Raw genomic sequence first — 14,201 nt, 5'->3', positions numbered from 1 at the left:
TAAACTCGGCGGCGTGACGGAAACGGAGATCGGTGAGCGGCGCGCGAACAAGCGCGGGATCCGGTCCAGGGAGTCCATGTTGGAGGCGGCGATCGCGTCACTGGCGACCGGCGATCCCGCCGCGGTGTCCGGCAATCGGATCGCCCGCGATATCGGCGCGACCTGGGGCGTGATCAAGTACCAGTTCGGCGATATCGACGGTCTGTGGGCGGCGGTCCTGCGCTACACCGCCGACAAACGCGGCGACCTGCCCGCCGGAATCATCTCCGACGGCACCCTGAGCGAACGGGTGCGCGCGATGATCACGGCCATGGCGACCGGATTGCGCCGGCCCGAATCGCTCGCCATCGAGACGCTGCGCGCCGCACTGCCCCGCGACCACGCCGAACTCGAGCGCGACTACCCGCTCACCGCCGCCGAACTGGCGTCGTGGAAACCCCACTGGGACAGGGCTTGTCAGAAAGCCTTCGCGGATCTGGATCTCGACCCGGACCGGGTGCGGCAGGTCGCCGCCCTCATTCCCGCCGCCATGCGCGGCATCACCTCCGAACGCACCCTGGGCACCTACGGCGACCTCGACGACGCCATGCAGGCATTGATCGGCGGAATCGTCGCCTACCTCGAGCGCTGAGCCGAGGCGAGCCGGACGCGGTCCGCCCCGATGGCGACGCCGACGATCGTGCACGGCTCGGCGCCGTGGTTGCGCCAGGCGTGCCGGGTGCCGTTCTGGACGACGATATCGCCCGCCCGCAACGCTTTTCGCTCGCCGCCGTCGAGTTCCAGCGTGACCTCGCCCGAGACCACCAGGACGTAATCGATGCTGTCGGTGGTGTGCATTCCCGGGGCGTCGGACTCCTGGACGGCCATCGCGCCCGGCATCCGCCGCTCCAGTTCGGCCAGGGCAGCCGCCGTATCGAGGTCGGGGTGCGGGGTCGGCTCGCCCGGCGGGATCACGTTGATCATGAAACGCGAGCCGTCCCGGGGCGGATACCACGTCTCGGCGTGGGGCGGCGAGCCGTCGTCCGGGAACGTCGGCCGCTCGTCCAGGCCCCACAGCCGGTAGGCGGCGAAGCCCGGCAGCAGTTCGGTGGTGATGGGTTCGATGTCGCGGTCGTCGGCCACTCGGCTCCTGCCCTGGGCATCGTGCCCGGTGACCAGTCGCCGAATCTTCCTGTGCGCCATGCGATCGCCGACGGCGGGCTGGCCGCCGTCGCGGTGGAACCGCTGGCGCGGACCTTGGGCGTGACCAAGGGCAGCTTCTACGCGCACTACCGCAACCGGGACGAGCTGATCGAGGCGGCACTCGCGGAGTGGGTGCGAAGTCACGGCGAAGCGGCGCTCACGGACTTCGCGGCGATCACCGATCCGGAACGGCGACTGCGCGAACTGCTCACCGCTGTCGTGCGGTCCGTCCAGCCGCTGGCGCCGTCGGTGCACCTGAGTCTGCTCGGCGACCGCAACGACCCGCGTGTCAAGAAGGCGGTCGGGCGCGTCGACCGAGCCCGGCTGGAATTGCTGACCGACACCTACCGCGAACTCGGCCTGTCGCCGGGACGTGCGGCGCATCGGGCGCGGATCGCCTACGCGGCCATTCTCGGCCTGCTGCATCTGGCGCAGACCGACGCGGATTTCCCGCACTCCGCGGCGCTGTCCGACGAGGCCACCGCCATCTTTCTGCCGTCATGACCGGTCTCGGCCGAGCAAACCCTCGATGATCAGGTCGGCGAGTCGGCGGGCGGTGTGTTCCTGGCTTTCCCGGGTGACCGGCGCCGGGCGGCCGAGCCGGTGTGCGAGGGGGAGTTGTACCAGGGCGGCCACCGGGCTGATCACGGCGAAGAAGAGGACGTCCACCGGCACGGTGGGTATGCGTTGCGCCGCCATGAGCCGTTCGAGCGAGGGGAGCAGTGGGTTCAGCGTCGGCGCCACGTAGTTCTCGTACAGGTAGTCCAGGCGCTCGGACTCGTGGGCGAACTCGTCGGCGAGTAGGCGGCCGAACAGCGGCGTTTTCACGGCGGCCCGGTAGAAGTGGGTGATCACGGCCCGCACTCGCTCGACATCGTCCAGATCGGCCTCGAGAATTCGCCGGCGTTCGTGCTGATCGTCCTCCAGCGCCGAATCCACCACGGCCCGCCAGAAATTGGCCTTGGACCCGTAGCGGTCGTTGATGAAGTTGTGGCTGACGCCGAGCCGGCGCGCGAGTTCCCGCGCGGAGGTGCGGTCGTAGCCGAGTTCGGCGAAGGCCTCCATGCCGCGCCGGAGGATTTCGGCCTCGGCCGGTACCGGGCGCGTGGCCGTTCCGGGCCGTCCCGCTCCGCGCATCGCGCCGGTTCTCGACTTCTCCACCGCCATGCGTTCATTCTCCCGAGTGACCCTCGCCGCCTTGCTTGACAGCTGTCAGAATACGCCTAATCTGACAGGTGTCAGCCCGGCTATCGAATCGGAGACCCTCGCATGGCACGCACCACACCCGACATTTCCGTTCCCGATCTCGCGGGCAAGCTCGCGGTGGTCACCGGCGCGAGCGACGGCGTCGGACTGGGGCTGGCGACCCGGCTCGCCGCGGCGGGTGCGGAGGTCGTCATGCCGGTCCGCAATCCGGCGAAGGGCGAGGCCGCGATCGCGAAGATCCGGGAGCGGTACCCGAATGCGGCACTCTCCCTGCGTGATCTGGACCTGTCCTCGCTGACCTCCGTCGCCGCCCTGACCGACCGGCTCGCCGAGGAGGGGCGGCCGATCCACCTCCTCGTGAACAACGCCGGCGTGATGACGCCGCCCGAGCGGCAGACCACGAAGGACGGTTTCGAGTTGCAGTTCGGCACCAACCACCTCGGGCATTTCGCCCTGGTGGCGCGGCTGCTGCCGCTGCTGCGCGCGGGCCAGGCGCGGGTCACCTCGCAGATCAGCATCGCCGCCGACCAGCGCGGCATCAACTGGGACGACTTGCAGTGGGAGCGGAAGTACAACGGCAACGGGGCCTACAGTCAGTCGAAAATCGCGTTCGGGCTGTTCGGTCTCGAACTCGATCGGCGCAGCCGCGCCGGAGGTTGGGGCATCACGAGCAATCTCTCCCATCCCGGGGTGACGCCCACGAATCTGCTCGCCGCGCGCCCGGAGGTCGGCCGCGAGCGGGACACGCCGCTGGTGCGGCTGATCCGCGCATTGTCCAAGCGCGGCATCCTGTTCGGCAAGGTCGAGTCGGCACTGCTGCCCGCGCTCTACGCGGCGACATCGCCCGCCGCCGAAGGCGGGCATCTCTACGGCCCCAACGGTTTCCGCCACCTGTCCGGCCCACCCGCCGAGCAGAAGCTGTACTCCCGCCTGCGTAGCGCGGACGACGCCCGCCGAATCTGGGCGATCTCCGAGGAACTGGTCGGCTACCGGTTCCCGGCGGTGGACATCCGAGCATCGGCCTGAGGGAGAACGTTCAGAATTTCTCGGTGGCGGTGTCGAGAACGCACGGGTGGCTCCGTCCCAGGGGTACGAGAGCCGAACGGGCTCGACGACTCCGACGAAGGGGAACATCATGAACGACACCGATCAGCGAGACACCCGGCCCGCTCGCGGGACAGTCCAGCGGCTGGACAATATCGCCATCGTCGTCGACGATCTCGCGGCCGCCAAGGCGTTCTTCGCCGCGCTCGGGCTGGAGCTGGAGGGCGAGGCGACGGTCGAGGGCAGCGCGGTGGACCGCCTTATCGGGCTCGAGGGAGTCCGCTCGGACATCGCGATGATGCGCACCCCCGACGGCCACAGCCGACTGGAGCTGACCAAGTACCAGTCGCCGCAGGTCCGAGACGTCGACCCGCACGCCCCGGCGAACACACTGGGCATGCACCGCATCATGTTCGCGGTCGAGAACATCGACGACATCCTCGACCGCCTGCGTCCCCACGGCGCCGAACTCCTCGGCGAGCCGGTGCAATACGAGAACAGCTACCGCCTCTGCTACCTCCGCGGCCCCGCGGGAATCCTCATCGCGCTGGCCGAGCAACTTCGGTGACGGACAGGTTCGTCTGAAACACGGTGACATCCCTCTCGTCTTGACTGGCAGCCAAGAAGCTTTTAGCGTTGCGTCACGCTTTCTTGATTGATGATCAAGAAGAGGACGATGGGAGGATCACCGATGGGTGCAGCCGAACCGGCTCCGGCCACGGGAACCGCGCGTGCGGGAGTTGTCCGACGTGACGTGCGTTTCGTCTCCGGCGGGCAGGAGTGCGCGGCATGGCTGTACACCCCGGACGCGGCGGGTTCGCGGCCGTTGGTGGTGATGGGCCACGGGCTTGGTGCCGTCCGGCACATGCGCCTGGATGCCTACGCCCAGCGGTTCGCCGCGGCGGGCTGGTCGGTGCTGGTGTTCGATTACCGGTATCTCGGCGCCAGCGGCGGTCGGCCGCGCCAGCTGATCGACATCGGCCACCAGCTCGCCGATTGGCACGCGGCATTGGCATTCGCCCGCACGCTACCCGAGGTAGATACCGATCGAATCGCGTTGTGGGGCAGCTCCTTCGGTGGTGGGCACGTGCTGCAGGTCGCCGCCGACGACGGGCGCGTGGCCGCCGTGGTGGCGCAATGCCCGTTCACCGACGGTCCGGCATCGATACTGGCTCGGACGCGCACCGGAACGTTGAGCATGGTCGTCCTGGGCGCCGCCGCGTTGCTCGACGTCGCCGGGTCCTGGTTCGGGGCGCGACCGGTGCTCATGCCGATGGCCGGCCCCTGGTGGCTGCCGGCCTTCCTGGTTTCGGCCGACACCGTGTCCACCGCCTCGAAGCTCGTCCCGCCCGGCACGCGCCTGTCGGCGCGCACCAGTGCCGCGCTGGGACGGCTGCCGCGCCTGCGGGCGCAGCTGTCGCGGCACCTCGAGCTGACCGGCGACAGCGCACCGGCGCCGGCGGGGATCGGCCGCGACACTATCTGGGGTGTACTCACCGGCCCCGGCGAAAGCTTCACCGCCGCGAACGCGCTGTCGGCGCGGCTGGCGTTGCGACTGCCGTTCTACCGGCCCGGTCGTGCCATGGCCCGCATCAACGCGCCGACTCTGGTCTGCGTGTGTGAGCACGACGCGGTCGCCCCGGCCGCCGCGACCATCGCACACGCCGCCGGCCTGTCCAACGTCCGCGTCCGGACCTACCCGTGCGCGCATTTCGACATCTATGCCGGTGCCGACTTCGAGCACGCCGTGCGCGACCAAATCGATTTCCTGGCAACCCATTTCGACGACACCGCCGCCGAGCCGCACTGACCCACCATGGCCCTCGGGTCAGGCGGTGCCCACGGCAAGGCCGCGGATGCTGCGGACCAGCGCCGACACCACCGCGCGCTGCTCGGTGCGGGCGGCCGAGTGCATCAGCAGGCCTTCGATGACGAACACTCCCATGCTGATCACCGCGTCCAAGTCCGCCTCGGCGAGGCCGAGTTCGGTCAGCTCGAGCCGGAACAGGCCCTCCGTCAGTGCGTGGAAACGGTCGTGCCAGTCCCGCACCACCGCCGATTCCTCGGCGCGGGCATGGACCGTGGTGACCAATCCGCTCAGCTGCGCGAGTTCATCCACCACCCACACCAGCCGTTCGGCCAGATCCGCCCCCGCGATCGCCTCGAACCGCTGCATCGACTCGGCCAGCACCACGTCCAGCACCGAGATCAGCACCGCGTCCTTGTCCGGGAAGTACCAGTAGACCGTATTGGACACCACCCCGGCCGCCCGCGCGATGCTCGCCACCGACACCGCGTCGTACCCCCGCTCGGTGAACAGCGTCCGCGCCGCGGCGACGATCTCGGCGCGCTTCTCCTCACGATCCTGCGGACGTCTGTTACGAGGCATCACCAATCCCGATCACTCACCGGACAACCGAACCTCCGATGCTATCTTGGCCTTCGGCCAAGAATCGTCCGCGTTCGCGCGCCGGACGGGTGTCAACCGGCGAATCGATTCGAATATACGTTCGAATTCTGTTCGGGTGTGAAAATCGAGGGGGCTATAACGGTGCGGCCCGATGTCTATCACAGGGCGGATACGTCGCGTGGTTTGCTGCGGTGGCCGCATTTCTGTCGGACGGGTCTGTTGAAATAGCGGTCGTGATGCGATCGGATAGCTCGGTGCGATTGGTGCGTCGCGGCGAGACGGCCCCCCGGGTGCGGGAATGGGGGGCCGAGGTCCGTGCGCTGTTCGACGGTGCTGTCGCGGAGGCGGGCTGGCGGCCTTGGCAGGTGCTCGGCGGCCCGGGTTCGGGGAAGACCGCGCTGCTCACCGATATCGCGTCCGACCGGATCGCCGGTGGCGCGGACCCGGATTCGATTCTGGTGCTGACGCATTCCAAGCATGCGGCGCTGCGGGTGCGCAACGCGGTTACCCGGCAACTGGCCGCCGCGTTCGGCGGGGTGCCCGGCGCGACCCGGGAGCCGCTGGTGCGCACGGTGCACTCCTACGCCTTCGCGATCGTGCGCCGCCACGCCGCCGCGCACGGCAATCCGCCGCCGCGGCTGCTCACCGGCGCCGAACAGGATGTGGTGCTGCGCGAGATGCTGCGCGGCGAGTTGGCGGATATCCAGGAGGGTTACGGCGGCGACACCGACCGCTGGCCGCAACGGTTGCAACCGGCGCTGGGCACGATCGGATTCGCCGAGCAATTGCGGGATCTGATGCTTCGCACCACCGAGCGCGGGCTCGGGCCGGAGGATCTGGTCGAATTGGGCAGCCGGTACGACCGCCCGGAATGGGAGGCGGCGGGCCGGTTCGCCGAACGCTACGAGCAGGCCATGCTGCTGCGCTGGTCGGTCGGCGTCGAGGCGCCGGAGGCGAGCGCGCCCGCGCTGGATGCCGCGGAACTCGTCGGCGCCGCTTTGGATGTGCTTGCGCTCGATCCGGATCTGCTGGCGTCCGAACGGGAGCGGGTTCGCTGTCTGCTCGTCGACGACGCCCAGCATCTGGATCCGCTTGCGGCGCAACTGATTCGCTCTGTCGGTTCGGGGGCGGCGACGACGGTGGTGGCCGGTGACCCTGACCAGTCCGTGTTCACCTTCCGTGGCGCGGACGCCCGTTTCGTCGCCGATCTGGATGTTCCCGCGGAACGGCGAATCATCTTGCGCGACAACCATCGTTGCGCCCGTGCCGTGCACGAGGCCGTGGTCAGGGTGTCGGCGCGGCTGCCGGGCAGCGCGCCGCAGCGGTTCGGTGGGCGCGAGAACGGTATGGCCGCAAGGGAATCGGCGATGGGCGACGGTGAGGTCCAGGTGCGGGTGCTGACGACCCCGGCGAAGGAAGCCGCCCTGATCGCCGACCACCTGCGCCGCGCACACCTGACCGACGGCGTGCCCTGGTCGCGCATGGCGGTGATCGTCCGCTCGGTGCCGCTGTCCCTCGCGCCGCTGCGCCGCGCCCTGCTGGCGGCCGGAGTCCCTGTCCTGCAACCGAAGCCGGACGTCCCCCTGGCCCGCCGCCGCGGCGCGGCCTGGATGCTGCTGGCCCTGCGCGCCCTACTCTTCGGCGACCGCGCCCGCCCCGACCTGTTCACCGCAGACGACACCCTCGACCTCTTGTCCGGCCCCCTGGGCGGCGCCGACCAAATCGCCCTCCGCCGCCTCCGCCGAGGCATCCGCCGCACCCTCCTGGAGCGCGCAAACACCCGCGCCGCAGACGATCCGTGGGATACCGGACACGAGAGCACCGACGTCCCTCATGCTCCCGGGGAACCTGAGAGTGCCGGGGAAGCGGCGGGCGCGCCCAACGCCGCGGAGGAGGCGAGGGGTAGGGGCAGGGGTGGCGCTGTGGATGACGACTTTGCTTGGGAGGCGGTGGATTCCGCGTATTCTCCGGACTTGGATCGGTCGTCGGCGGAGGTGTTGCGGGAGCTGATCGCGGGGGTGGGCGATTTCACGGTTGTGGATCGGCTTACCGAGGTGGAGGCGGCGCCGCTGCGGCGGGTGTTGAAGGCGGTCGGGCGGGCGCGGAAGGCGGCGCAGCGCGGTGCGGGGCCCGAGGATGTGCTGTGGGCGTTGTGGACGGCGTCCAATCTGGAGCGGCGCTGGGTCGGGCAGTCCGAGCGCGGCGGTGCGGTCGGCATGCAGGCCGACCGCGATCTGGATGCGGCGGTGGGGCTGTTCGACGCCGCGGCCGCCTTCGTCGATCGGCTGCCGCGCGCCACCATCGAGGGCTTCGTCGAATACCTGGAGCTACAGGAGATCCCGCAGGACTCCGCGCCGCTCACCGATCCGGGCGATGCGGTCGCCATCGTCAGCGCGCACGCCGCCGCGGGCCGGGAATGGGATGTCGTCGCGATAGCCGGTGTGCAGGAGGGGATTTGGCCCAATCTGCGTCCGCGCGGGACGCTGCTGGGCATCGAGGATCTGGTGGATCTCGTTGCGGGCGTGGTCGATTCCGGCGACCGGGTGAGCCGCGCGGCGCCGATTCTCGCCGAGGAGCGGCGCCTGCTGCTGCTGGCGTGCAGCCGCGCGCGGCACTCGCTGCTGGTCACTGCGGTCGAATCGGTCAGCGGCGACCGGGATCTGGTGCCCTCCCGGTTCCTCGGCGAACTCGACGAGACGGCCGATCCCAGAGAACCGGGCCGCATCCCCGCACCGGTCGACCCCGGCCGCGCCCTGGTGATGCAGGCGCTGATCGCCGAATTGCGAGGCACCGCATGCGATCCGGAGGAGAATCCGCGACGCCGGCAGCGCGCGGCGCGGGAACTGGCCCGGCTGGCTCGCGCGGGCGTGCGCGGCGCGCACCCCGACGACTGGTACGGCACCGCCGAACTCAGTTCGCAGCTGCCGCTGTGGGGGGACGACCAGGGCCCGGTCGCGCTGTCCCCGTCCACGGTCGAGCTGCTGCAGACCTGCCCGCTGCGCTGGGCGCTGGAACGGCACGGCGGCAGCGACGGCGACAATCCGTACGCGGTCAAGGGCAACCTGGTGCACACGCTGGTGCAGGCGCTGGCCGGACAGGTGTCGGAGGCGCAGGTCAAGGCCGCGCTGGTGCGAGCCTGGAAGGCCGTCGACCCCGCCGCGTCCGACGACGGCCCGCACAGTTGGCATTCCCGGCAGGAGCTGCGCCGCACCGAATCCATGCTGGACACCTTCCTGGTCTGGCTGCACAACACCCGCACCGAACTCACTCAGATGGGGGTGGAGGTGCCGGTCGACTGCGTGCTCCCGGCCCGCGCGCCGGGGGAATACGCCGTGCGGATCCGCGGCCGCGTCGACCGGGTCGAACGAGATGCGTTCGGGCGCTTCGTGATCGTGGACGTCAAGACCGGCAAGACGCCGATCTCCAAGCAGGCCGCGCAGGACCACGCGCAGCTGGCGACCTACCAGGTCGCCGCCGCCGCGGGCGCCCTCGACGACGGCTCGCCCGATGCCGAGCCCGGCGGCGCCCGGCTGGTCTACGTCGCCAAGCCGAGCACCAAGGAGGGCGCGGCCCAGCGGTTGCAGACCGCGCTGGACGCGGACGGCGTCGAACAGTGGCGCGACGCCATCCATCAGGCCGCCGCCGCCACCCGCGGCCCCAGCTATCTCGCGATGCGCAACGACGGCTGCCGGCACTGCTCGGTCTCGGGCAGCTGCCCCGTGCAGGACACCGGGCGGCAGGTGACGGATACGTGAGCGGGCAGGGCGGCAGGATCACACCCGAGCGGCTGGCCGAAGCGCTCGGTATGCCGCCGCCCACCGCCGAGCAGGCCGCGGTGATCGCGGCCCCGCCCGGCCCGACACTGGTGGTGGCGGGAGCGGGCGCCGGCAAGACCGAGACCATGGCCGCGCGCGTGGTGTGGATGGTCGCCAACGGTCTGGTCGCGCCCGACGCGGTGCTGGGCCTGACCTTCACCCGAAAAGCCGCGCAGCAGTTGACGACTCGCATCCGCACCCGGCTGGCGCGGCTGGCCGGGTCACCGCTGCTGCGCGAGATCGATCCGAGTGGCCGGCTGCGTGCGCGGGTGTCCGGCTCCGAACCGGAGATCAGCACCTACCATTCCTATGCCGGTCGGCTGCTCGGCGAACACGGGCTGCTGCTACCGGTGGAGCCGAACGCCACTCTGCTCACCGAGACCCAGCTGTGGCAGCTGGCCCACCGGGTGGTCACCGGCTGGGACGGTGACCTGGACACCGATCGCACCCCGGTGTCGGTCACCGAGGCCGTGCTGGCGCTGTCCGGTCAACTGGCCGAGCACCTGGTCGAACCCGAGCAACTGGCCGAGGCGCACACCGAACTCGAGAAACTGATCCTGACCCTCCCGCGGGGCCCGCGCCAGCGCGGCGGCCCCAGCCAGGAACTGCTGGGAATCCTCAACGTCCAGCACGAACGAGTGGCCCTACTGCCCTTGGTGCAACGCTTGGGCGAGGAGTTACGCCGCCGCGGCGCACTGGATTTCGGCTCCCAGATGTCACTGGCCGCCCGCCTGGCCGCCGAACACCCGGAGGTGGGCGCCGCCGAACGAGCCCGCTTCCGCCTCGTCCTCCTGGACGAGTACCAGGACACCGGCCACGCCCAACGCATCCTCCTCGCCGCCCTGTTCGGCAACTTGGACAACGCCCAGGGCGTCGACGCCGGTCGCGGACGGGTGCATTCACCGGCGCAGGACCATTCACCGAGTGATACGCCGCGGCCCCCTGAACCGACGTCTCAGTCACAACCGGCGAAACATGCTGAGCGCCAATCACCTTCCGGCGATACCGCGCCCACTCTCGACGAGTTCGACGTTCCATCGGTGGGGGAGGCCGGGGTGGATGACGAGACGTGGGTGGTGGGGGAGCGCGCGGCGGGTTCGGCTGGTGCCGAAGATGTTTCGGGGGTCGGGGAGGGGGGGACGGCCGATGTTGCCGGGCAGCGGCTGGCGGTGACGGCTGTGGGTGACCCAATGCAGTCCATTTACGGCTGGCGTGGGGCGTCGGCGGCGAATCTGCCGCGGTTCGCTACCGATTTCCCTGTGGCGCCGGGGGTTCCGGCGCCGATCCTGCCGTTGCTGACCAGCTGGCGTAATCCGCCGGAGGCGCTGGAGCTGGCGAACTCGATCGCCGAACCGCTGCGGCAGGCTCCAGGCGGAGTCGCCGTCGACGCGTTGCGGCCCCGGCCGGACGCCGCTTCCGGGACGGTGGCGCTGGCGCTCGCCGAAACCGTTGCGCACGAACGGGAATGGGTGGCCGAGCGGATCGCGGCGGAATGGGAGGCGCATGCCGACGCCGGTGCGCCGCCGCCGACCTCCGCGGTGCTGGTGCGCCGCAACGCCGATGCCGCGCCGCTGGCGGAGGCGCTGCGCGAACGCGGATTGCCGGTGGAGATCGTCGGACTCGGCGGCCTGCTGGCTACCCCGGAGGTGTCCGATGTGGTCGCCACGCTGCGCCTGATCGCCGACCCCGGCGCGGGCAGCGCGGCGGTGCGCATCCTCACCGGCGCCCGCTGGCGTCTCGGCGTGACCGATCTGGCCGCGCTGGCCCGCCGGGCGCGCGATCTGTCCATCACCCGGCCGCCGGACCAGGCGCCCGCGATCACCGACCCGGCCGCGCTGGCCCAAGCCTTGCGCTCGGTGGCCCCGGAACCGGCGGAACAGGCCGGGCTCGCCGACGCCATCGCCGATCCCGGTCCGGCGGAACAGTATTCGGAATCCGGCTACCAGCGCATCGTCGGTCTGGGCCGGGAGTTGGCGGCCCTGCGGGAACGCAGCGGTCAGTCGCTGCCGGAGCTGGTCGCCGACGTGGAGCGCACCATCGGCGTGGGCGTCGAGACCCAGGCGCGGCGCGCCTCGGCGGGCGGCGGCGCGGGCCGTGAGCATCTCGACGCCTTCGCCGAGGTGGTCTCCGACTATGCGAGCGACCACCGCGCGTCGCTGCCGGGGCTCCTGACCTTCCTGGCCGCGGCCGAGGAGGTCGAAAACGGTTTGGAGCCAGGCGAAATCGAGGTGGCCCGCGACCGTGTCCAGGTCTTGACCGTGCACGCCGCCAAGGGCTTGGAATGGGAGGTGGTGGCGGTACCGCACGTGTCGCGCGGAGTGTTCCCCTCCGGGGCCGCCTCGGGCAGCTGGCTGGGCGCCCTCGCCGAACTCCCCACCTCGTTACGGGGCGATCGCCAGCGCGATATGGACGGTCGCGCTGCGGCGAGCAATGTGGCTGGGGCCGCGGGCGTTACCGAGGACGCTGGTGGGCGGTTTGCGGGCCGGGATATGGCCGCAGGCGATGGTGTGCCCGTGCTGGATCTCTCGGACCTGTACGACCGTAGTGATCTGGACCGCGCCATCAAGCAGCACAAGGACGCCCTGAATCGGCGGCGGCTCGACGAGGAGCGCCGCCTGTTCTACGTGGCGCTGACCAGAACCGAACGCGCACTGTTCGTTTCGGCGCACCACTGGGCCGAGACGGGGTCGACGCCCAAGGGCCCGTCGGACTTCCTGCTGGACCTGAAGCGCGTCGTCGAAGACCCGGACGCCACCCCCGCCGCGACGGTACGCGTCGACGTCTGGGCCGATCCCCCCGCCACCGACGCCGCCAACCCCTTCACCGACGACCCCGCCTCCGCCGAATGGCCCCGCGACCCACTGGGCAAGCGCCGCACCGCAATACAGGAAGGCGCCGCCCTCGTCCGCGCGGCCCTCACCACCCTCCCACCCGAACAGGACCTCCGCCGCCCACCCCGCCCCGGCGAGACCCCCCCGACGACGCCCGCCTCCCATACGTCGCCACCGACTCACACATCGCACGCGACGAGCACGCCTTCCGCGGCGAAAACGCCGCCCGCCCCGGACGTGCCGCCTGCCTCGGACGTGCCGCCTGCTCCGGACGTGCCGCCTGCTCCGGACGTGCCGCCTGCTCCGGACGTGCCGCCTGCTCCGGACGTGCCGCCTGCCTCGGACGTGCCGCCCGCTCCGGACGTGCCTTCCGGCCCGGCCGGTCAGTTGTCCCTGTTCGATGACCCGGACGAATCCCCCGGCGGCTCATCCGGTCTCGAAAGCACCGGCGACCCGTCCACCTCGCTCGGCGCGGAAGACCCCGGCCTCGACCCCGACGACCCCGAGGGCTGGGCGGCGGATGTCGATGCGCTGCTCGCGGAATTCTTCGCCGCGGAGGAGGGGACGCGGGAGGTGGAGTTGCCGGGGCAGTTGCCCGCTACCGCGCTGGTGGAGTTGCGGGCCGATCCGGCGAAGCTGGCGGCGCGGCTGCGGCGGCCGCTGCCGTATCCGCCGAGCCCGTTCGCGCGGCGCGGCACGGCTTTTCACGCCTGGTTGCAGCAGTGGTTCGGCGCGACGCGGCTACTCGACCTGGACGAACTGCCGGGAGCGGCCGACAGCGGCGGCGCCGACGCCGACCTGATCCGGTTGCAGGAGGCGTTCCTGTCCTCGCCGTGGGCCGATCGCAACCCGGTGGAGGTCGAGGTGGCGTTCGAAACGTCGTTGGCGGGCACGCTGTTTCGCGGTCGCATGGACGCGGTCTTCGCCGAGCCGGGCGGGCGCTGGCTGGTGGTGGACTGGAAGACCGGCGCCGAACCCACCCGCGCCGAGGAACCGGCGGTGGCGATGCAGCTGGCCGTCTATCGCCTGGCCTGGGCCCGCCTGCTGGCCACCCGCACGGGCGCCGATGAGCATGAGATGCTCGAAAAGATCGGGGCCGCATTCCATTACGTGCGCACCGGTCGCACCATCGCCCCGCCCGACCTGCCCGGCCCGGAGGAGCTGGCGGAGTTCCTCACGACCACCGTGCCCGCCTGGTCGGCGCCCCCCGACGAGGACACCGAGTGAGCCGTCAGGCCGCTTCCCGGCGCACCTTCCACGCCTGCCGCACCATGGGCACCTGCAGCGGCAGCCTCAGCAGCGAGATCGCCTTGAGTGCCAAGGGCGCCTTGGGATTACGGACGCTGTCCACCGCCATCTGCACATTCGCCGGGTACACGGCGATGAACAGCAGCATCGCCAGCAGCCCGCCGAGCCGCCGGGTCCGCGGCACGGCCAGCGCCGTCGCCACCCCGATCTCCGCCACGCCGGACCAGTAGGTGTAGGTGCGCGCCTTGCCGGGCAGCGCGGGCGGCACGATCGAGTCGAACGGCCGCGGAACGACGAAATGCAGGGTGCCCATGCCGAACAACGCGGCGGCCATCAATTGCGCGCGCCGCGGCCGCGCGGGAGAGTCGGTGGTCATGCCTGAACGATGCCATCCGCGTGCCGCGGTGTCGAGCTGTTCCCGGCCCGGTACGCTGCGGTTCCGTGGTGCAGGACAGAATCGGTGAT

The 14,201-nt window shown here is 70.8% G+C and carries 11 protein-coding genes; 7 read left to right on the top strand and 4 right to left on the bottom strand.

Features of this window, described 5'->3' with window-relative positions; all coding sequences use genetic code 11:
* The first annotated feature begins 76 nt into the window (after positions 1 to 76).
* Positions 77 to 631: a TetR/AcrR family transcriptional regulator gene (locus QH470_RS37865; RefSeq protein WP_280277244.1), complete on the top strand. Its 555-nt coding sequence runs from the start codon at positions 77 to 79 to the stop codon at positions 629 to 631.
* Here QH470_RS37865 and QH470_RS37860 read toward each other — a convergent pair.
* Positions 616 to 1,122 (bottom strand): cupin domain-containing protein, encoded by a 507-nt coding sequence (locus QH470_RS37860; protein ID WP_280277212.1) that lies wholly within the window; start codon positions 1,120 to 1,122, stop codon positions 616 to 618. The two genes, QH470_RS37865 and QH470_RS37860, sit on opposite strands and share 16 nt — an antisense overlap.
* A 21-nt stretch (positions 1,123 to 1,143) precedes the next feature.
* Here QH470_RS37860 and QH470_RS37855 point away from each other — a divergent pair, with 21 nt between their 5' ends.
* The gene (locus QH470_RS37855) at positions 1,144 to 1,686 is read left to right on the top strand and encodes a TetR/AcrR family transcriptional regulator (protein WP_280277211.1); all 543 of its coding nucleotides are present in this window, start codon (positions 1,144 to 1,146) and stop codon (positions 1,684 to 1,686) included.
* Here the strand turns inward: QH470_RS37855 and QH470_RS37850 are convergent.
* Positions 1,681 to 2,349 carry a TetR/AcrR family transcriptional regulator gene (locus tag QH470_RS37850; RefSeq protein ID WP_280277210.1) on the bottom strand — a complete coding sequence of 223 codons (669 nt, stop codon included), beginning with the start codon at positions 2,347 to 2,349 and terminating at the stop codon, positions 1,681 to 1,683. The two genes, QH470_RS37855 and QH470_RS37850, sit on opposite strands and share 6 nt — an antisense overlap.
* A gap of 102 nt (positions 2,350 to 2,451) precedes the next feature.
* On the opposite strand from QH470_RS37850, the gene QH470_RS37845 reads away from it, so the two are divergent.
* The 3 genes from QH470_RS37845 (at position 2,452) to QH470_RS37835 (ending at position 5,242) form a co-directional block, all read left to right on the top strand.
* Positions 2,452 to 3,414 (top strand): SDR family oxidoreductase, encoded by a 963-nt coding sequence (locus tag QH470_RS37845; protein WP_280277209.1) that lies wholly within the window; start codon positions 2,452 to 2,454, stop codon positions 3,412 to 3,414.
* 109 nt (positions 3,415 to 3,523) lie between these two features.
* A complete protein-coding gene (locus QH470_RS37840) occupies positions 3,524 to 4,000 on the top strand; it encodes a VOC family protein (RefSeq protein ID WP_280277208.1) in 477 nt (158 codons plus the stop codon).
* Between the two features lie 123 nt (positions 4,001 to 4,123).
* On the top strand, positions 4,124 to 5,242 hold the full coding sequence (locus tag QH470_RS37835; RefSeq protein ID WP_280277207.1) for an alpha/beta hydrolase: 1,119 nt from the start codon (positions 4,124 to 4,126) through the stop codon (positions 5,240 to 5,242).
* An 18-nt stretch (positions 5,243 to 5,260) separates the two neighbouring features.
* Here the strand turns inward: QH470_RS37835 and QH470_RS37830 are convergent, their stop codons facing one another.
* Complete coding sequence (locus QH470_RS37830) at positions 5,261 to 5,821, bottom strand: TetR/AcrR family transcriptional regulator (RefSeq protein WP_280277206.1); 561 nt, start codon at positions 5,819 to 5,821, stop codon at positions 5,261 to 5,263.
* Positions 5,822 to 6,078: 257 nt separating this feature from the next.
* Here QH470_RS37830 and QH470_RS37825 point away from each other — a divergent pair, with 257 nt between their 5' ends.
* Positions 6,079 to 9,597 (top strand): ATP-dependent helicase, encoded by a 3,519-nt coding sequence (locus QH470_RS37825; protein WP_280277243.1) that lies wholly within the window; start codon positions 6,079 to 6,081, stop codon positions 9,595 to 9,597.
* Between the two features lie 50 nt (positions 9,598 to 9,647).
* On the top strand, positions 9,648 to 13,715 hold the full coding sequence (locus QH470_RS37820) for a UvrD-helicase domain-containing protein (RefSeq protein ID WP_280277242.1): 4,068 nt from the start codon (positions 9,648 to 9,650) through the stop codon (positions 13,713 to 13,715).
* Between the two features lie 4 nt (positions 13,716 to 13,719).
* Here QH470_RS37820 and QH470_RS37815 read toward each other — a convergent pair whose 3' ends face one another.
* On the bottom strand, positions 13,720 to 14,112 hold the full coding sequence (locus QH470_RS37815) for a DoxX family protein (protein WP_280277205.1): 393 nt from the start codon (positions 14,110 to 14,112) through the stop codon (positions 13,720 to 13,722).
* Between the last annotated feature and the right edge of the window lie 89 nt (positions 14,113 to 14,201).

It is taken from the genome of Nocardia wallacei (assembly GCF_029868745.1).
In the GTDB taxonomy this organism is placed as follows: domain Bacteria; phylum Actinomycetota; class Actinomycetes; order Mycobacteriales; family Mycobacteriaceae; genus Nocardia; species Nocardia wallacei_B.
This window is presented reverse-complemented; position numbering and strand designations above follow the sequence as displayed.